Annotated in this window: 11 protein-coding genes; 3 read left to right on the top strand and 8 right to left on the bottom strand. The window is 31.0% G+C overall.

From position 1 onward, the window contains the following. Positions 1 to 47: 47 nt before the first annotated feature. From N456_RS18355 to N456_RS18320, 8 genes are all read right to left on the bottom strand, one after another. Positions 48 to 1925: a helix-turn-helix domain-containing protein gene (locus N456_RS18355; protein ID WP_062060318.1), complete on the bottom strand. Its 1878-nt coding sequence runs from the start codon at positions 1923 to 1925 to the stop codon at positions 48 to 50. Between the two features lie 306 nt (positions 1926 to 2231). Continuing rightward, positions 2232 to 5180 (bottom strand): GH92 family glycosyl hydrolase, encoded by a 2949-nt coding sequence (locus N456_RS18350; RefSeq protein ID WP_062060316.1) that lies wholly within the window; start codon positions 5178 to 5180, stop codon positions 2232 to 2234. Between the two features lie 34 nt (positions 5181 to 5214). Next, positions 5215 to 6561 (bottom strand): L-fucose:H+ symporter permease, encoded by a 1347-nt coding sequence (fucP, locus tag N456_RS18345; protein WP_062060314.1) that lies wholly within the window; start codon positions 6559 to 6561, stop codon positions 5215 to 5217. Between the two features lie 27 nt (positions 6562 to 6588). After that, a complete protein-coding gene (locus tag N456_RS18340) occupies positions 6589 to 8973 on the bottom strand; it encodes a GH92 family glycosyl hydrolase (RefSeq protein ID WP_082422589.1) in 2385 nt (794 codons plus the stop codon). A gap of 183 nt (positions 8974 to 9156) precedes the next feature. Then, entirely contained in the window at positions 9157 to 10848 is a 1692-nt protein-coding gene (locus tag N456_RS18335; RefSeq protein ID WP_062060312.1) for a RagB/SusD family nutrient uptake outer membrane protein, read from the bottom strand. A gap of 10 nt (positions 10849 to 10858) precedes the next feature. Then, on the bottom strand, positions 10859 to 14020 hold the full coding sequence (locus N456_RS18330; RefSeq protein ID WP_082422588.1) for a SusC/RagA family TonB-linked outer membrane protein: 3162 nt from the start codon (positions 14018 to 14020) through the stop codon (positions 10859 to 10861). Positions 14021 to 14867: 847 nt separating this feature from the next. Further along, positions 14868 to 15995, bottom strand: a complete 1128-nt coding sequence (locus N456_RS18325) for a GNAT family N-acetyltransferase (RefSeq protein ID WP_062060308.1) — start codon at positions 15993 to 15995, stop codon at positions 14868 to 14870. 97 nt (positions 15996 to 16092) lie between these two features. Next, complete coding sequence (locus tag N456_RS18320) at positions 16093 to 17766, bottom strand: transporter (RefSeq protein WP_062060306.1); 1674 nt, start codon at positions 17764 to 17766, stop codon at positions 16093 to 16095. Positions 17767 to 17827: 61 nt separating this feature from the next. On the opposite strand from N456_RS18320, the gene N456_RS18315 reads away from it, so the two are divergent. From N456_RS18315 to N456_RS18305, 3 genes are read left to right on the top strand one after another with little or no spacing between them, the layout of a single operon-like run. Further along, positions 17828 to 18103 (top strand): DUF4834 family protein, encoded by a 276-nt coding sequence (locus tag N456_RS18315; RefSeq protein ID WP_062060304.1) that lies wholly within the window; start codon positions 17828 to 17830, stop codon positions 18101 to 18103. 32 nt (positions 18104 to 18135) lie between these two features. Beyond that, positions 18136 to 20604: a YfhO family protein gene (locus tag N456_RS18310; RefSeq protein WP_062060302.1), complete on the top strand. Its 2469-nt coding sequence runs from the start codon at positions 18136 to 18138 to the stop codon at positions 20602 to 20604. 8 nt (positions 20605 to 20612) lie between these two features. Further along, the gene (locus N456_RS18305) at positions 20613 to 21893 is read left to right on the top strand and encodes a glycosyltransferase family 4 protein (protein WP_338021431.1); all 1281 of its coding nucleotides are present in this window, start codon (positions 20613 to 20615) and stop codon (positions 21891 to 21893) included. The last annotated feature ends 198 nt before the right edge of the window (positions 21894 to 22091 follow it).

Below are 22091 nucleotides of genomic sequence, written 5' to 3'. Positions count from 1 at the left end.
ACAATTCTTATAATGTTTGTTTTGTATAGATTTTATATAAAAAAACATTATGATATTATTTTTTGTTTTGATTCTTGTATCAATTCATTAATAAAATAGGAGGGAAGAATTCCTTGTCTTTTTTTAAAAGCGGCATTAAAAGTGTTCAGATTATTATAACCTATTGAAGCGGCAACATAACTTAATTTACTGTTTCTAAAATCTTCATCTTTTAATAATCTAGATAATAAATAATTGATTCGTAGTTCGTTAATGTAGTTGTTGAAATTGGATTTTTTTTCTTGATTAATTACTTGAGATAAATATTTTGGATTAGTTTTCAATAATTGAGCTACTTGGCGTAAGCTACAATTAGGATCAATAAAAAAAAGCTCCTTTTCAAGTTTTTCAAGTTTGTTAAGAATGATATTTTTTACATCATTATCAATAGTAGTTTTGCTTGATTTTAAAGATGTATCATTATTTGTATCTTCTTTAAGAATAGCTTTAGCATTTTCTAACTCATTTAGTTTTTCTTCCATCTCTAGTTGCACCTTGGTTAGCTCGATGGTTCTGAGGTATAGTAGTCTATTTTTACTTTTTACTTTGAGATATGAAAAAACAATAAATGCAACAATGATTAATATAAATATAAGAAGAAGAAGAATGAAATTAGATTTTGCTTTTTGAGCTTCGTTTTCTAGCTCTAGAATCTTTTTCTTTTGTGTTACTTCTTTAATTTTTCTTCTGGTTTCTAAAATAATTATTTTTTGCTCCATCTCATTGTTAAAGAGGGAGTCTCGTATAGAATTATGAATAGTTTTGTATTCATATGCTTTTGATAATTGATTTGTTTTTTTGTATAAGTTTGCCAAAATAGCACTATTTGACTTTACAACATCGAATGCATTTATACTTTCTGCGGCTTCTATACTTTTTTCATAGTTTATGATTGAATTAACAGTGTCTTTTGTTTTTAAAAATAATTCAGCTTGCAAGATTAATGCTCTAGGAACTCTGAATTTATAATTATTTTCATAATTTAAAACTAAAGCCTTAGATAAATAGTTTTGCGCATTATCATATGCGTTATTTGATATATATATGTCAGCCATATTCATATAAACAACACTTTGGATATAGCTTCCTGGCGGGGATATTTTTTTTTCTATTTCTAAATAAAAAGCATATGTTTCTAATGCTCTTTCTGTATCATTGAGCTTAGCTGTCATTCTAGCTATCTCATCAATTTTTGGATAGATATATCGAATTTTTCTTAGCTTAATAACATAATGAAGACCCTTAAGGCAATAGCTTAAAGCTTTTGAATAATTCTCGATTCTCAGATAATAATGAGATAGAGAAGCATAAGCTCTCATTAGAGCATATTCATCATTTGATTTTTCTGCGATATCTAATAATTCTAGCCCTTTTTCTAAAGCTAAATCATATTCTCCTCGTTCGGTGTAAATATATGATTTTAAAGTATTTATGTCAGAGTATGTTTCAGGATAAGTACTTTGTTTTACTATTTTTGAAACTTCTTCTGTTACTGTCATAGATGTATCAAAATCCCCTTCAATAAATAATAAATATGCTTGATTATATTTAGCAGATAATTCTCCTTTTTTATAGCCTATATTTATTGCTAATTGTAATGCCTCTTGATTATATTTTCTAGCATTTTGTATAGATTTATATACATTAACAGTATATAATTTTAATAATGTATTAATCTTCTCTGTCCCTGATAATAGTTCTTTTTGGGCTAATAGGGTTTCAGTACTTAAAAAATCTTCTTTATAATTATCTTTATAATTAATAAGATCCTCAATCTGTTTAAAATACGTTTTGATTGAATCTTTATAGGTTTTCTGTGAGTATGTAGTAATACTATAACTAAAAAGTATAAGTAAAAATATTGATATTTTAAAATTATTACGCAAGACCTATTTTTTTAAACGCTTATTACTATTTTTTTTTTTAAGGTTAAAAGAGATATTCATTTATTCTATATATTAAAAATAGAATAAATAATACACAGTATGATATATGATTTATCTTACGTTGATAGAGTATTGCTCTATTTTTAATCGTGTTAAGATACTGTTAATACTGTCAAAAAGCAATACTTAACATGTATATATGTTAACAAATAGTATAACCGTTTTTAAATATTTGATATTTAGTTTTTTGTAAAACACATAACGATGCCCTTGGGCATCGTTATGTGTTTTACAAAAACAATATTTTTATTTTTTCCTATAAAAAGAAGTTGTGGGTATTTTTTGTCTTTTGATATCAGGACCTTCCCAAAATGCAGATAAACCGATATTATCAGAGCATTGAAAATATTTGACTTGAAATTTATGTAAGCCTTTAGAGAGAATTATCTTATTTTTTTGAGTAAAACTAAATGATTTTCTTCCATCACTTTCGAAAAGCTCTTTTCCATTGATTAGAAGTTGAGCTCCATCATTTGCAGAAATCTCAAAGGTGTAGGTACCTTCTTTTATAATTTCTATGTACCCATCAAAAGAAAACCCTATCCACTCATCTCGTAATCTATTTGATATATCGATTTCTTTAACTACTCCTGTTTTTAAGGGTTTCTCTAGTGAGAAATCATAAACAGAACGAAAAATCCCCTCATAATAAGCATAATCAAGACCGTTTTCTAGTTGTTTCTTAGCAATATTAGTAACATTTTCTAACCTTGTTAATGGGATATGTGTTGTGTAGCTAGAAATTAAATCTTTATGAAATGCTTTTACTTTAAGATTGGTAGTTTGATTAATTATAAAAGGTGCTACAAATTTAGTACTACTTTTTGTAGGTTCAGTACCATCAATAGTGTAATAAATTTCAGCATTTTTGGTATCACATCCTAGATCAACTTTCATTTTTGTTAAAAACTCTTTATAATCTGATTTTATATATGGAATACTCACTACACTCTTAGTATCAGAAACTGGTCTGTGATCAATACTAGTAGCCCATTTTTTATTTGGGCTGTTAGTCATCTCAAAAGATAATTCACCTCCTTTTAAGATATCTTCATGTTTTAGATATGAATACGGATATGGTTTTCCATTTAATGTTAAAGAAGAAAAATAAATGTTTTCTTTTGAAGCATTATTGGCTTTAATTATAAATTTTTTACCATTATCTAGATTTAGAGTTACTTTTTCAAAAGTAGGACTTCCGATAACATAATAAGGGCTTCCTGGAGTTACAGAATAAAAACCGAGACTACTCAGAACATACCATGCAGACATTTGCCCTGCATCATCATTACCACATAATCCATCTGCTTCTGAGGTGTAAAGTTTATTAAGTATTTCATGTATTTTTTCTTGTGATTTCCATGGTTTTCCGATATAATTATACAGATAAGCAATGTGATGACTAGGTTCATTACCATGAGAATATTGACCGATTAATCCAGATACGTCAGAATCTTCGCTAATATCTTCTTCAAAGTTTTTTACAAATAAATTATCCAACCATTTATCAAATTGTTCTTCTCCGCCTACTAAATCTACCATTGTAGCAATATCATGAGGAACAAATAAGCTATATTGATATGAGTTTCCTTCTGTAAAATTGAAGTTATATGTTTTTTCGACAGAAGTAGGGTTAAAGTCTTCATTCCATTTTCTATTAGAGTATCTAGGACGCATAAACTTTGTTTGGTTATCAAAAAGATTGATAAAAAAACGTGCTCTTTTTGAAAACTCATCATATACTTTGGTATTACCAATAGCTTTAGCCATTTGTGCTATACACCAATCATCATAGGCATATTCTAAGGTTTTTGATACAGATTGGCTACTTTTATTGGTGGGTACAAAACCTAATTCGGTATAATAGTCAATCCCCCGCTTTTTAACATTAGCACTGGCGACCATTGCTTCTAGTATTTTGTCGGCATTTACATTTGTTATTCCTTTGACATACGCATCGGCCATAACCGATACACCATGATAACCGATCATACATCTAGTATCGTTTGCGGCTAATTCCCACATAGGGATTTCACCGAACTGCTCATATTTTTTTTGCAATGTTACTAAAATATCTCTAGTAACTTCAGGTTCTACAATAGTTAGTAAAGGATGTAATCCGCGAAAAGTATCCCAAAGAGAAAAAACAGTATAGTTATTAAACCCATCTGCTTTATGTATAGCATCATCCATACCTCGATATTGCCCATCTACATCACTGTATAAATTAGGGGTTAACAAGCTATGATATAAAGAGGTATAAAAAATTTCTTTTTTATCTTCATTAGTGTCAGAAACTTCAATTTTTCCTAAAGATTTATTCCATGTTTTTTTAGCATCATTTTTTACTTTATCAAAATCCCAATTGGCAAATTCTGCATTTAAATTTTTTTGAGCATTTTGGATACTTACCGCAGATAGCGCTACTTGAGCGAGAATTTCACTGTTAGCAGGATCAAAATTAAGCGAAGCTATTATTTTTTTATCATTAAAATTAGTTCCTTCTGTACTACTATTTTTACCATGAACTACTTGGTATGAAATGATAGGTTTAGAAAATTTAGCAGCAAAATATTGCCTTTGATTTCCTGCCCACGCTTTAGATCTTCGATATCCAACAATTTCTGTATCACTTATTATTTTAAGCTCAGCTTCGGTAACAGGGTCTCTATGCTCTAAATCAATAATGATATGTGTTTCATCTGTTTTAGGGAATGTATATCGATGTAATCCTGTACGCAGTGTAGTTGTTAATTCTGCTTTTACGTTGTAGTCATCTAGGAGAACACTATAATAGCCTGGTTCAGCTGATTCATTAGCATGATTATACTTAGATCTATAGCCGGATTCTGGATTTTCCACGGTACCAGCATAGGTTTGTACTTTTCCTGTTGTGGGCATAAATAGAATATCCCCAAGATCTGGAACTCCTGTACCAGATAGATGTGTATGAGTAAATCCTATGATAGATGTATCTGTGTAATCATATCCTGCACATGCAGGCCAGCTCGTATGGTCATTTCTGGTATCTGGACTTAATTGTACCATTCCGAAAGGAAGTGTTGCTCCGGGGTATGTATGACCTGGTGATTTTGTACCAATAAAAACATCAACATAATCCGTAGGGAGTTTTGAAGTATCTTTAGTACAATTCATCAGTGAAATACCTATAAGAAATAGAATTACTTTTTTCATTTGTGCGATTTCATGTTATAATGACTACTAATTTTTATGATAGTGATTTATTTTTATGTACAGTAAGACCATACCAAGTGATATAAACAAAACAAATTAGGGGTAATATAAAAGAGAAATTAACTTCGGATACCCCTACTATTTTAATATCATTTACAGCAGTTCCTCCTGCATCGATTATCATTCCTTGAATTTTTGGCATTAAAGCTCCTCCTACAATAGCCATAACTAAGCCTGCAGCTCCGATTTTAGATTCTTCTTCTTTTAAACCATCTAATGCGATACCATATATAGTTGGGAACATTAATGACATACAAAATGAAATACCTACTAAGCTATACATTCCATATACACTTTCGATACATATCGTACCTATACAAAATAGTATTGCTAGTATTGCAAAATACATTAGTAATTTTCCAGAACTCATAAAGCGTAGCATGTATGTGCCAATCGCTCTACCTATAAGAAACACAATAAATGCTATGAATTGATAATTTGCTGCAATATCACTACTAATTCCAATTCCTTCTGCATATTGATAGATGTATGTCCAACACATAATCTGAGCCCCAACATATAGTATTTGTGCAAGTACTCCTAAAACATATTTTTTATTTTTTCTTAATCCTGCAAAAGTATCACCAATACTAGGAATACCGCCTTCATCTTTTGCTTGTGGCATTTTACTAACTGCTATTAGTATAAAAACTCCTATTAATACTAATCCTAGGATAACATATGGGTCACGAATAACTAATAAATCAGAAGTTTTTATAAGCATTTTTTTAGCTTCGGTTAGAGCACTATAATTTTCAATATCATCAGATTGTAATTTTTTTAATACAAAGTATTGTGCTACTAATAATCCAGCAATTAACCCAACAGGGTTAAACGCCTGTGCTAGATTAAGGCGCTGTGTTGCTGTTTCTTTAGCTCCCATTGCCAAAATATATGGATTTGCTGCTGTTTCTAAAAAGGCTAGCCCAAAAGTAAGAATGTATAGTCCTAAACAGAAAAACCAAAATTGTTCTGTAATTGCTGCAGGATAAAATAATAATGCTCCTACAGCATATAATGCAAGTCCTATTAATATGCCTACTTTATAAGAAAATTTTCTTATAAAAAGAGCTGCGGGTAATGCCATACAAAAATACCCTCCATAGAATGCCATTTGTACCCATGCTGCTTGTGAGTTTGATAGTTCTAATACTTTTTTAAATGCTTGGACCATAGGGTCAGTAACAGCATTTGCAAACCCCCATAATGCAAAAAGAGAGGTGATAAGTATAAAAGGAATGATTACCTTTTTAGAAACAACAGGTATTTTTGTTACAATATCTGCATTATTGGTAACTTCATTATTTGTTGAATTTTCCATATTTTTTAATACACTAATACATTATTATTACTTTGTTTTACCCCAATTTTTATTAGGTTTTTTTCCTAAATGAAAGGTAATAGTACCTCCTTCTAATAGATCACTATGATGTAGAGTAGGTTTTATAATTTCTCTTCCATTGATTTCTAATTTCTGTACATACACATTTTCTTTACTTTGGTTTACGGTATTGATTGTAAGTGTTTTTCCGTTATCTAGTTTTAATGTTGCTTTATTTACCATGGGACTTCCGATAGCATATTCATCAGACCCAGGTAATACAGGATAAAAACCTAAAGAACTAAAGATATACCAAGCTGATATTTGTCCTGCATCATCATTACCACATAGCCCATCTTCTGCATTACTATACATGGTATCCATAATCATTCTAACTCTTTTTTGTGTTTTCCAAGGAGTATTAGTCCAGTTGTATAAGTAGGGGATATGGTGACCAGGTTCATTACCATGAACGTAATTTCCTATAATTCCATCTCTAGTAATATCTTCGTTTTTTTCGATATATTTTTCTTCTATTTCTGTAGTGAAAATTTTATCTAGATACTTAGGGAACTCATCTTTTCCTCCCATCATCGCTATCATTTTGTCTATATTCTGGGGGACATATAATCCATAATTCCATGCATTACCTTCTATAAAACCTTGCCCATGTGTATCCATAGGATCAAATTCTTTTCGCCATGTTCCATCAGACAGTTTTGGACGCATATAATTAGTTTTTGGATCATATACATTTTGATAATTTTCAGAACGCTTCATATAGTACTGATGCATATCTTCATTAGCTGCTTTTTTTGCAATCTGAGCAATACACCAATCATCATAAGCAAATTCTAAGGTTTTTGAAACAGAAGCATTGCTTTTATCTTGTGGCACATATCCCATTGCCATATAACTATCAATACCATCAAAATAACCTACTGTAGAAGTGTTTTTTGAAGCATTGAGAGCTCTGGTGTAATCTACATCAGTAGTACCTTTAGCGATAGCATCAGCAATGACTGATACAGAATGATAGCCAATCATACACCAGTTTTCATTAGCATAATGACTCCATATTGGTAACATTTTATGTACACTTTGGTCATGGTGTGCCAACATGGATTTAATCATATCATTATTACGCTGTGGCTGTGTGATGTTAAATAAAGGGTGTAATGCTCTATAGGTATCCCACAAAGAAAAAATGGTGTAGTTTGTAAACCCTTCAGATTCATGTATATTTTGATCTAACCCCATATATTTTCCATCAACGTCTTCATATAAAATAGGACTTAGCATAGTATGATATAATGCTGTATAGAATGTTTCTTTTTGTTCTGTTGTTTGTGTTTCAGCAATAACTTTTGATAACTCAGTATTCCATTTTTCTTGAGTTTCTTGTTTTGTTTTTTCAAAATCCCAATGTGGTATTTCTGCGTTTAAATTTTTTAAAGCTCCAGCAGTACTTACTGATGAAAGTGCAAACTTCATTTTAATTTGTTCTTTTTCGTTAGTTTTAAAATTGAAGTAAGCTCTAATATTTTTTCCTGCCATCTCAGGGAAATTTTCTTCTTCATTAAATCTACGATAAAATCCGTTATAGTTACTTTTATCATACTTTTTATGACCGTAAGAATCAAATGGTTTAGAGAATTGTACTGCAAAAAATACTTTTCGGGTTCTGGCCCATCCATTTGTTTGTCGATACCCAGTAACTAATGAGTCGTTTTCGATACGTACAAAAGTCCATACATTTTTACTATCATGATTGTAGATGTTAGACATTAAATCTAGTATGATATGTGATTCCTCAGATTTTGGAAATGTATATTGATGAAATCCAACTCGATCACTAGCAGTTAACTCTGCTTTAATATTATAATCATCTAGTTTAACTTTGTAATACCCGGGTGTTGCTTGTTCGTTTTTATGAGAAAACTTAGAATGATAGCCACTTTTTGGTTCATTAGATTTTCCTGGTTCTAATTGTAGTTGCCCTGTAGTTGGCATTACAATAAAATCTCCTAAATCAGAATGTCCAGTACCACTAAAATGTGTGTGGCTAAAACCAAAAATCGTAGAATCAGCATACTGATATCCAGAACAATATTCATATGTTTTAGAATTGTATTTTCCATCTTTAAACATGGTTTGACTATTGGTCTCAGGACTTAATTGTACCATTCCGAATGGAGTTGTTGCCCCAGGAAATGTATGCCCCATGTTTTTGGTACCCACAAAAGGGTTTACATATTGGATAAAATTTTGAGATTTTTCTGATATAGAGGTATCTGATGTAGTATCGCTCTTATGTTCATTCTTATTCTTATTTTTTTCTTGTTGACATGACAATAGAGTCAAGAATGATACTAGAAATAATTTTGCAATGTTTTTTTTAAGTAATGCCATAGTGTATGATTAACCTTTTTTAATGCTCAATAATTTGAAGGGGATTTTTGTTGAATATTAATGATTTTTTTACTCTTTAGGGACTAAAAGTATACTTTTTTTTAATTATAAAGTTTTTACTAAAATTGAGGCTGTCTATATAATAAGACAGCCTCAATAATTTAAATAGCTAATTCAAATTTATTAATATCCAGTGTTCTGCTTTAAAACTCCTCTAGAAGTATTTATAGCTTCTAATGGTATTGGATAATAAGAGTTTATGTTAGAAAAATTTGCACCTTGTAGATATACTCGTTTTGTTTGTTCTTCTGATACATATTTATTTAGAACTTGCTCAGCAATCCCCCAACGTACTAGATCAAAAAATCGATGACCTTCAGAAGCTAATTCTAATCTACGTTCAAAACGAATTGCTTTTTTAGCATATTCTTTATCAGGAAAAGTAGTATAATTATTGATAACATAATTAGCAGCGTTAACGCTAGTGTTAGTTGCATCTTTATTTTTTACAAAACCATTGGGATTAGCAGCTCTTGTGCGAATTTGATTTACTATATTCATGGCAGCAGCCAAATCATTATCTTCAGCATATATTTCTGCTCTCCATAATAATACATCAGAATATCTAATTAGGGGAGTATTGATAGCATTATATTGAGGTTCATCAGTAGAAGATACAGTACCTTGTTGAGACTTTAAAACTTCATGTTTTTTGGATACATATGGACCTCCATTTGCTTGATCTCTAATCCATCTAAATCCAGGCATTTCTCCCCATTCTAAGAAATCAATACCTCTTCTGCCCACAGTCCAATCTAATCTTGGATCTAAGTTACCTGTATATGGAGTAAATGGTTTATCTGATGCAATTCCTTGATCATTAGTTACATCTATATCATTAAAAGTGTCTAATAGGGGTAATCCATTAGCATCTGTTTTATAAGCGTTTACTAGGTTTTGGCTCGGTTGAAAAAATCCACAACAACCTCCTCCTGGAGCATCAGGAGCTGAAGGATGGTTTAATCTATTTCCTCTATTTCCATTAATAAAACCCGGACCTCCATCATTAACAGAATTCTGAACAGCAAATACGGATTCTGAATTATTATTTTTATCTCCATTAAAATTATCATGATAAATAGAGACCAAACTATATGGACCATTATTGATAATATCATCTAAGATAGGCTTAGCAGCAGCATGATCGTTCTGAAACATATGTGCTTTTGCTAAATATGCTTTAGCAGTCCAAGAATTAGGCCTCCCTAAGTCATTTTGTTTGCTAGGGAGATTAGCAATGGCAAAAATAAGATCTTCTTCTATACTGGGCCATGCATCGATTTCATTCGAAACCGCTTCTTTTGTAGTTTCTAAAACATATGGGATGTTATTCCATATTTTTTTGGCATCCATATGATAATGCGCTCTTAAGAAACGTGCCTCAGCTCCTAATACAGTTAATTCAGATGGGTCAGTTCCTTTTTCTATAACTTTTGTTATGGTATTTAAAGTTTGATTAGCTCTATGAACTCCTTCATAGATAGCTTGCCATTTTCTAATTAAATAGATATTAGTTGTACCAGGTGTATAACGCTCTACATCATTAAGGGGGGGCTGATCAGAGATTGTAGACCCTTTATGAAAATCATCTGATGCAACATCACCAAGTGCCCAGTTAGATGCTGGAGCCCAGAAATAGCCTGGGTTGCCATCTAGCATAGCATAAGCACTAATTAATTGTTGATCAACCCATTTTGCATTAAATTCTATAATATCTTCTGTTATGCTTCCTTGGGGAGTGATTTCTAAGTCATTTTCACATGATGTGGCAAAGATAAGACCTGCAAAAAGTGACATTACTATTATTTTCTTCATAACTACTATTTTATAATGTTAAATTAAGACCAAGTAAAACTGATTTAGAGACAGGATATGCTCCTCTGTCAATCCCTATATCAAGATTTACACTATCGCCTCCATAGCTTTGTAAATTAATTTCTGGATCTAAACCAGAATATTTTGTCCATGTAATTAGGTTTTTTGCCTGAAGGAATAATCGTAAAGAATCAATTCCTATTTTAGACATTAGAGATTTAGGAAGATTGTATCCTAGTTGGATATTCTTTAGTCTTAAGTAGGAACCATCTTCTATATAATATGTACTGGCACTAGAATAATGCTGTGCGGGATTATTTGTTAACTGAGGTAATGAACCGCCTGTATTTGTAGGACTCCATGAATCATAAAGATATCTTGGACTTTTAGCCCCAGGGAAGCTATTAAAGTCCGTGAAAAATTTAGTGAAGTTATAGACATCATTTCCTTGGGTACCTTGGAATAAAACAGTAAAATCAAAATCTTTATATTCCATATTTAGATTTAGCCCATAGGTGAAATCTGGATGTGGATTACCGATAAAAGATTGATCATCATCATTGATAATTCCATCATTATTAAGATCTCTATATTTAAAAGTTCCAATAGCTTTTCCACCATAATCCCCTGTAGCATTTAATTCAGCTTGGTTTTGGATAATACCATCTATAGTAAACCCATAGAAAGAAGCCAAGGCTTGTCCTGATTGCGTTCTAGATGGAAATGTTTCTCTTGCCGCACTTCCGTTAAGGAAATATTCAGGGTTATCTGTTAGTTTTAGTATTTTGTTTTTATATGCAGATACATTTAGATTTACATTATAGTTAAAGTCACTTCCAACATTACCTTTATACCCTATAGAAAAATCAAAACCTTTATTTTCCATAGTACCTAAATTAGTATAGGGAGCAGAAACATATCCTAATAATGTAATATCCCCAGCAGTTTGTAATAATAAATCTTTTGTTTCAGATTTAAAATACTCAATACTAAAATTAATTTTGTTGTCTAAAAGAATTCCATCAATACCGAAATTCTGAGTTGTGGTAGTTTCCCATTTTAGATCGGAATTTCCTATCGAACGCAGATTATATCCTGACTCTATTGTAGAATTCCCTCCAGAAATAGCATAGTTAGAAGTATCTTGATTATTTCTATATAAATCTTGTATACGACCTTCAGGAATACTTTCATTACCTAACTCTCCATAACCGGCTTTGATTTTTAAATCATTGATAAAAGACACATTTTTCATAAAACTTTCATTAGAGATTCTCCATGCAGCACTATATGCAGGAAAATATCCTACTCGATTATTTTTAGCAAATCGAGAGGTAGCATCCCTACGTAAAGAGACAGAAAGTAAGTACTTATCATCAAAGTTATAATCTAACTTTCCGAATGCAGAAAAATAAGCTCTTTTTGTAGCGAAACCATCATTTGTACTTGTTCCGGAACCAGCTTCGAGCGCTCTATAGTCTACAGTATTAGTGAAAAATATAGTTCTAGATGCTTCAAAGTATTTAAAATAATTTTTAAAAAACTCAGTCCCAGCTAAAACATTAATACTATGTTGTCCAAAAGATTTATTATAATTTAAAGTATTAAACCATGTTGAAGAAAAACCATATGACGTGGCTTCTCTTAAGCTATTAACATTACTAGGTTGAAGTACTTCTGGATTTAAAAAAGAAAAGAAAGATCCATGATATGTATTATAATCTAATCCAATATTGCTTTTAAAGGTTAATCCAGTTGTTAAATCAACTTCTGCATATATATTCCCAAGAGTTCTTAATCTCCTGTTAATATTATCTTTAGATCTCTCAGCAGATGCAATAGAGTTAATACCATTTCCTAACCCAACACTCTGTGTTCCTGCGTAGTTTCCTGCAATATCATAAATAGGTAATATTGGATCTGCTCTATAAATAAACGAGATATCTCCTCCTGTAAACTGAGCCCCTCCAGCACCTACTCTCTCGGAGTATGAAACATTAAAAGATTCTCCTATTCTTACACGATCAGTTACTTTAAATTCTGAATTGAATCTTACCGTATACCTGTCAAAGTATGTTTCTAAAGCAACCCCTTCTTGTTGTAATACTCCTAATCCTATATTAAATTTAGCAGTATCTGTTCCTCCAGACATTCCTAGATTATAATTCTGTACTAAGGCTGGATTAAAATATGCATCAAACCAATCAGTCCCTGCTTTATTAGCTCTTGTTATTTTATTGTTTTGCGCATTATAAGTACTTTCATCTACAGAATTTGCTCCTGTAGGTGTAAGGTAATTTGGTAATACAGGAGTAGAACCATTACCATATTGTGGGTGAGTTGGCGCTACGCCATCGTTAATAAAACGAGCCCAAATTGCGTTTGCATTCTCTTGTGGAGTTAATACTTTTGGGAAATCTGATTTTGAGATATAGTCAATACCTGTACTAGCGCTAAAGGTTATTTTAGATTTGCTATTGTATTTTCCAGATTTAGTTGTAATAATAATAACACCATTGGCAGCTCTAAATCCATATATGGCAGAAGAGGAGGCATCTTTTAATATCTGTACAGATTCTATATCAGAAGGATTAAGCTGATTGATCCCTGATGTTGTTGGAGTTCCATCAATCACATATAGTGGATCATTATTGTTTATAGAACCAAATCCTCGGATTCGTACAAGAGCATTTCCTCCCGGTCCTCCTTCGGATCCAACATACACACCAGAAGCTTGTCCTTGTAAAGATTGCTCTATATTTACTGGTGATGTAGCTGCAAGGTCATCGGTTTTAATAACTGTAACAGAACCTGTAATGTTTCTAGATGATTGTTTAGTATATCCTGTTAATACAATTTCTTCTAGTTGATTGTCATCTTCTAGAAGATTTATATTAATAATGTTAGAGTCTCCTACGGTTACAGTGCTAGGAATCATACCAACATAAGAAAATTGTAGTATTTGTCCTTTAGAAGCAACTATAGTATAGTTACCATCAAAATCTGTTTGAGTTCCTTTATCAGTGTCTTTTACAAATACATTTACCCCAGGAAGAGCAAGTCCATCTTTGTCCTTAACCGTACCTGAAATAGAAGATGTTTGTGCCAGAATTATATTTGACATAAGAACAAGTCCTAATAATAGAATTTTGTTCCAAAATGAGTCTTTCATAGTTTAGAATAGTTTGTTAGTAAATTTTTCATTGACTGTTATACAGTATTGCTTAATAATTTTTTAATTGGTTATTATCGAATTTTACAAGACTTAATTAATGAATTGTTATAGTTTATTAATTAAGAAAGAAGTGTAATTTGATTTTACAATATTATTTTATTGTCTTGTGTAGTAATTGAATAAATTGTTTAGATAATATCCGTAATATTCGATGTGTTTTTCTTTGGTTTGTTTTTTGTCATTTAAAGGTTGTTTTTAATTTATTAATTATTAGTTTTAATTGAATTCGTATAACTAATAATAGTTGATGCACCGTTACTAATATATTTATAGATCAAGTAGACTAACCTTTGTGGAGGGAAAAACACTATAAAATTCATGAATTTTATAGTTTTTGATAACTTTTATGTAAGGTTTTAACATAATAAGTTCGAATATTTAGGGTTATAAAGTACGGTTATAACCTTTTTGTTTTCAAATGTATAGGAGTTTTTTTTATTAAAATACTATACTTAACTATAAAATAAGAGACTTTAATTTTTGTATATCTAGCCATGCAGAATACAATTTTTTTGATTCTTTTTTTACATTATTCGTTACATGCAAATTATTTATTAAAGACTATTTTTTTTTCATCCATTTGTCAAAATAAAAAATACGGATAGCTGCTTATTATTGTTAAATATTTTTTTATTGTTTGAACTAAAAATAAGTTGATTTCGATTATATCCGTTTTATATAAGGATTTAAACAACAAAAAAGCACTGCTCAAAAATGTAATTTTTGAGCAGTGCTTTTTATAAAATACTATTGTATAGAAATGAGATAAAGCGGGATAAAAGAATTATCCGACAGGTAATTTTTTTCTAAATGTCCTTCTCATTTTATGTTGTTCGTGTTCGTAGCCATTCCAAAGTGCCTGAATTGCTTTATTTTCCTCAAGTTCAGGATTGGTTTCTACAACTTCGATTCCATTACGAAGAAAAGCTTCGTTCATCTCTTTAAAAATAATGGCTGTAACTCCTTTGTTTTGATATTCTGGATCTACTCCTATAAGATAAAAAGCAGCAGTATCGTTTCTACGTTGTGCTCGTAAAATATGCATAAACCTAAGAGGGTATACTTTACCATTCATTTTTTTTAATGCTTTAGAAAAAGAAGGCATAACGATAGAGAACGCTATAAGTTTACCTGTTTTATCAGCAATACAAGTAATATATTCTGGATTTAGATATGGTAAGTATTTTTTCTTATACATATCTATCTGATATTGTTGTATAGGTACAAAAGTTTGTAAACTGCTGTATGTTTTATTAAGTAGATCAAACATATCATCAGCATATTTAAGAATTTCTTTGCCTTTATTAAATTTAAGAAGTTGAAGTTGATAACGTTCTGTAATAACACTAGCAAATTTTATGACCTTATCTTTAGTTTCTTTAGGGACTCTAATTTTATATTCTACCCAAGTAGCTGCGGGTTCAAAATTAAGCTCTTCCATGTGCTTAGAATAATACGGATAGTTATACCAAGTGATCATGGTATTTAATTCTTCAAATCCTTTAATTAGAATTCCTGCTTTATCCATATTTGAAAACCCTACAGGTCCTTCCATATATTCTAGAGAGTGCTGAGCTCCATATTCTGAAACTTTTTTTAATAAGGCTTTAGTAACCTCAATATCATCAATGACATCGAACCAACCAAACCGTACTTTTGGCTTCTTTTGTTCATTTACTTCAATCCAGTTTATGATTGCAGCAATTCTACCAACTATAGTATTGTTTTTGTAAGCTAAAAAGTATTTAGCATCAGCATTTTTGAATACTGGATTTTTTTTTGGATCCATTACATCTACCTCCTCTTTGATAATAGATGGAACATAATAGGGGGAATCTTTATATAACTCAAAAGGAAATTTAACGAATGTGGCTAAATCTCCTTTTGAAGTAATTTCTTTAATCGTAATCATATATCATCTCTAATTCATCACAAATATATAATCCTTTTGCTAAATACTATGATTGCATGCAGATCATTTTTGATATAAAGCAATTATTATACCGTAACTAATCCATTTTTTCTAATTCTTTATCTATATCTGTGCCGGTATCGTTATCTTTTTCTTCGTTATTTTTTCTTTTCTCTTCTTCTTTTTTTCTCTTTTTCTCTTCTTTCCTGCGTTTTTTCTCTTCTTTTTTACGACGCTTTTCTTCTTCTTTTTTTACTTTTTCTTGCTCTTGTTGATATTTTTCATATTCAGCATCAACATCTTCTTCTTTTTTCTCTTCTACTTTTTCTTTTTTTGAATCAGAATCTAATTCTTGTTCTAGTTTTTCTAATTCTTTCAGTTCTTTGTCAATATCTTGTAACTCTTTATCAGTACCTTGTTCTTCTTCCATTTTATCTAGTTCGGCATCGATATCATCAATCATTTTTTGTTTTTCTTTTTGAGCTTGGATTTCAGCTTTTTCAGCTTTTCTAGCTTCTTTTGCTTCACGCTTTATGCGCCTAGCTTCTTCTTTTTTAAATTTCTTACCTTCTTTTTTAGCGATTTTTTCATTTTCGATTCGTTCGCGTTCCAATCGTTCTTGAGTTCTTCTTTCATCCAGATCTTGTTCTAAACCTTCTCTAAAACTATTGTCTTCAAAATCATTAATAAAAGGAGTTTGTTGTAATTTAAGGCTATCATTTTCGATTCCATCAATTTCTTCAAACTCGCTATCAATTTCTTCTTCTCCTTCTTTTTTCTCTTCTATTTTTTCTTCGTCTTTGACACCTCCTTCTAATCCTGGTTGTTCAATGATTTCATCCTTGTTATGCCAATCAAATCGATATGAAGCCCCAAAACTAAGAGTAACAAGTGAAGGGGTGTCTTTAAAATTAAAAGCTATGTTTGCATCGAATTGTAAATCTTTATGGTATAGATAGGCTCCTCCTAATCTTATAATATTATCACTATAAAAATCACTTTTCTGACCTTGATATTCTCCAAAAGCAGCCCATTTCTCATTAAGTGTATGTGTCGATGTAACAATCCATCCTATAATAGGATCCTTTGTGGTAACTTTATCAACAATTAAATTGGTTACCAATACCCAATCTCCATTAATGCTTGTTGACCAGTTGTTCTGAGTCATGACTACAATTTTAGGACTAAAAGTAGCATCATCAACGGGGGTAAACGGATTATTTGAGGATACAAAATTAGCTCCTAGATATGCAGATACTGCGGGAATAAGACTTTTCCATTTAAATTTATGGCGTTTTTTCCAGCTTTTTAATTCATCATAATTAATAGAGTCTTTTTTTGGTTTTTTATATGGATCGTAAATCAAATATTTTGCTCCTATAGTATTAAGTTCGAAATCACTTTGTTTAAATTTTTCTTCATTACCACCTATAGTTTGTTTGATTCCATCGGCTCTAAATCTACCATTTAATCTAAGCTCTAATTGTTCTATTAATAACCCATATCGTACAGAATAATCAAAATTAAAAACATTAGTCTTTGTTTTACGAATTTTATGCTTCTGTTTTCCAAAACCAAAACCACCTTCTAACTGTAGCACATTATTACCAACAGAGAATGCACCCTGAGATGTTCCTGGTCGATTTGTATTAATTTTCTCAGTATACTGAGCAGAAAGTGTTAATCCTGATAAAAAAAGGATCGTTAATAACAGAATAGATTTTGGGTTCATATTCAATAGATTTGGTTCAAATATAGGAGATTTTATCATTTTTTTAAGGCTGTCTCCCTGTAATTGTACACAGAGTTCATTATTTTTGAAAAAAAATAATATGCAAGAAGCATCGCTACAAGGGGTATTAATGACAATTCTCATTATAATCTTAGTATATTATGGACTAAAAATACTAACGCGTTTATTTGGTCCTCTATTGCTTAGATATGTAACAAAGAAGGCAGGAGAAAAGTTTCAGCAGCAGTTTAATCAACATCAACAGCCTAATCAATCATCTTCTAAAGAAGGCGAAATTACTATTGAAAAAAAACCAAAGAAAAATTCTTCTAATAAAGATGTAGGAGAATATATCGATTATGAGGAAATTGATTAATTTGGCTCTTTATTAGTAAACTCACATATATCATGTCTTTAATTAAAAGATTCTTACCTCATATTCTTGTTGTTTTAGGTTTTATTATTGTTTCATTAGCTTATTTTAATCCTGTATTAAGTGGGAAGAAGATAAGACAAGGGGATATCGTTCAATATTCAGGGATGGCTAAGCAGCAAACTGATTTTAGAAACCAAACGGGGGAAGAACCATATTGGGCAGATAATGCGTTTGGAGGAATGCCAACATATCAGATGGGGGCTCAATACCCTCATAATTATATCAAAAAATTAGATAGATTAATACGTTTTTTACCAAGACCTGCAGATTATTTATTTTTGTACTTCATTGGTTTTTATATTCTTTTGTTAATTTTAAAAGTTGATTATAAACTTGCTTTTTTAGGTAGTTTAGCTTTTGGTTTTTCGACATATTTTATAATCATTATAGGCGTAGGTCATAATGCTAAAGCACATGCTATTGGTTATATGCCTTTAGTACTTAGTGGTATTATCCTAACGTTTAGGAAAAAGTATATCTGGGGGTTTCTTTTATTGGCTGTATCTATGGCTCTAGAGATTGCTGCAAATCATTTTCAAATGACATATTATTTGTTTTTGTTAGTGCTTGTATTAGGAGTAACTTATATAATAGATGCATATAAAAAGAAAGAAATAGTCACCTATTTTAAATCTATAGGTGTGATGATACTTGCAGTGTTTTTTTCATTATTACTTAATGCTACTAGCCTTTTAGCAACAAGAGAATATACCCAATTTAGTACAAGAGGAAATACAGGACTTACCATTCAGCCTAATGGAGAAGAAAAGAAAAGTGTTGGATTAGATTTTGACTATATCACACAGTATAGTTATGGAAAACTGGAGAGCTTTAATCTTTTTATTCCTCGTTTTATGGGAGGAGCGTCTTATGAGAACCTAGGTACAGACTCTAATGTTTATGAAGAGTTATTGAAATTGGGATTACCTCCTAATCAAGCAAAATCATATACGGAACATGTACCAACATACTGGGGAGATCAACCTATTGTAGGTGCTCCGGCATATATAGGTGCTACGGTATTATTTTTATTTGTATTAGCTATATTTTTGGTTGATAGAAAAGTAAAATACTGGGTTATTGGAGGTTCGGTTCTTGCACTATTATTATCTTGGGGTAAAAACTTAAGTTTTTTGACTGAATTTTTTATAGATTATTTTCCATTATATAATAAGTTTAGGGCAGTTTCATCAATACAAGTCATTATTGAGTTATGTGTACCTATTTTGGCAATTATAGGACTTCATAAGCTATTAAATAAAGATGTTGATAATGAATCAAAGATTAAAGCACTTACTTATGCAGTAGCTAGTGTAGGAGGCTTAGCAGTACTGTTTTTGTTACTTAAATCGACTTTATTTAGTTTTAGTGGTCTTGCAGATAGTATGTTATTAGAACAAGGAGGTCCGAGTTACTTAAGAGCTATAAAAGAAGATAGGAAAGCAATTTTTACAGCTGATACATTACGTTCATTAGTTTTAGTATTACTTATTGCGGCTGGATGTTGGTTTTATCTAAAAGAGAAATTAAAAGAAAATTTACTATTGATAGGGATTGGAGTTCTTATAGTATTTGATTTGGTAGTAGTAGATTGGAACTATGTTAATAAAGATAATTTTGTCTCTTTAAGAGAGTTTAATAAGCCTTTTATTGCCAATAAGGCCGATAAAGAAGTTTTTAAAGATAAAGGGCATTTTAGAGTTTATGATGTAACTGCTAATCCTTTTAATTCTGGTAGAGCTTCTTATTTTCATAATGCATTAGGAGGGTATCATGCTGCAAAACCTGGTAAAATACAAGAATTATTTGAATTTTATTTGGCAAAAAATAATGTAGGAGTGATGAATATGCTTAATGTAAAGTATATTATAACACAAGATGAAGATGGAGTAAAAGCATTAACAAATCCTCATGCGAATGGTAATGCTTGGTTTATATCTACTATAAAATCGGTTGTTTCTACTAACGAAGAAATTTTAGCATTGAAAGATATAAATACTAAAAATGAGGCTATTATTAATTCTAAATACACAGCGCCATCTAAGATGAACAGTTTACATTTATCAACAACTAGTTTTAAAATAGATAGTTTGGCATCTGTAAATTTAGAGTCCCATAAACCTAACCATTTAGTATATGAATCTGTAAATACGGAAGATGGATTTGTTGTTTTTTCTGAGATGTATTATAAAAATGGATGGAAGGCATTTATTGATGGTAAGCCTCAATCTATTTTTCCTGTTAATTATGTGCTTAGAGGATTGCCTGTTCCAGCAGGAAAGCATAAAATAGAATTCAAATTTGATCCTCAGGTTGTAAAAACAGGAAGTACTATTACACTTGCCAGTTCTATTATTTTTGCTTTACTAGTGCTAAGTGGATTGTATTTTCAATACAAGAAAACAGGGGGTTTGCTATCTTTAACCAAAGAAGATAAGTAAGGTATATTGTGAAGATTCTGATCATTACATATTATTGGCCACCCGCAGGAGGTCCTGGAGTACAGCGCTGGCTTAAGTTTGTCAAGTATTTTAGAGATTTTGGTATAGAGCCAGTAGTATATATTCCTGAAAATCCAACTTATCCGCTAGAAGATACTTCTTTATTATCTGAAATTCCAACAGGGATAGAGATATTAAAACAGCCTATTTTTGAACCATATCGTTTTGCTCAGGTTTTTTCTAAACAGGAAACCAAAACGATAAGTAAAGGTATTATTGCTGGTAAAGAGAAGCAATCTTTTATACAACGATTACTATTATACATACGAGGTAATTTTTTTATTCCTGATGCCCGTAAGTTTTGGGTAAAACCTTCAATCAAATATTTAACAAAATATCTTTCAGAAAACAAAATTGATGCAATAATAACTACAGGACCACCGCATAGTGTACACTTGATAGGGAAGGAGTTGAAGAGTCATACAGGGGTTAAGTGGTTGGCAGATTTTAGAGATCCGTGGACTACTATTGGGTATCATAATAAATTGAAGCTAACCAAGAAATCTGTGTATGAGCATAAACGCTTAGAAAAAGAAGTTTTACAAACTTCGGATCATATAATAGTTACTAGTTTTACTACTCAAAAAGAATTTCAGGATTTAACAGATACCTCTGTTTCTGTGGTTACTAACGGCTATGATAGAGAATCGGTTTCTGAGACAGTTTTGGATACCAAATTTACGATTTCACATATAGGATCATTGTTATCTGGCAGAGATCCAAAACTTCTTTGGAAAGCTTTATATGACCTAACTCAGGAGAACGAGGCATTTTCATCAGTATTTCAATTACAATTGGTAGGAGCTGTGAGTGATGATGTGTTATCTTCTATACAAGAAGCTGGATTATCTGATTTTTTAGAGTTAAAAGGCTATGTGCCACATATAGATGCTATTAAGATTCAGAGAAGTTCTCAAGTACTATTATTGATAGAAATCGATAGTAAAGATACTCGATGCATCATTCCGGGTAAATTATTTGAATACATGGTATCCAGAAGACCTATTATTGCTGTTGGACCTAAAAAAGCAGATATATCCAGAATTATTAAAGAAACAAATTCAGGAGTCTTTTTTGAATATCAGGAATATGAACATATAAAAACCCAAATACTCGAATATTTTGTTCAGTTCCAAAAGGGAACATTAGCATCTCATGTTATCGGAGTAGGAAAGTATAGTAGGAGGGAGTTGACCAAAGTTTTGACTGAAATCATAAAAAATAGTTAACCCTAAGTTTATATCCTATACTTTTTCTGAATCTATTCAGTTTTGAGTCTTTTATACTCGAGTTTGAATGATTTATATTCTTTTATATTTTTCTAGCTTTTTACATGTAATACCAATTTAACCGTAAACATGAGTTCGATGTAAAATAAATTCACGTTTATAGCTAAAAAATAGACTACATAAAACAAATATCAACTA

It is taken from the genome of Aquimarina longa SW024 (genome assembly GCF_001401755.1).
GTDB lineage: Bacteria > Bacteroidota > Bacteroidia > Flavobacteriales > Flavobacteriaceae > Aquimarina > Aquimarina longa.
The sequence above is the reverse complement of the archived record's forward strand: the minus strand, read 5'-3'. Positions and strand labels throughout refer to the sequence as shown.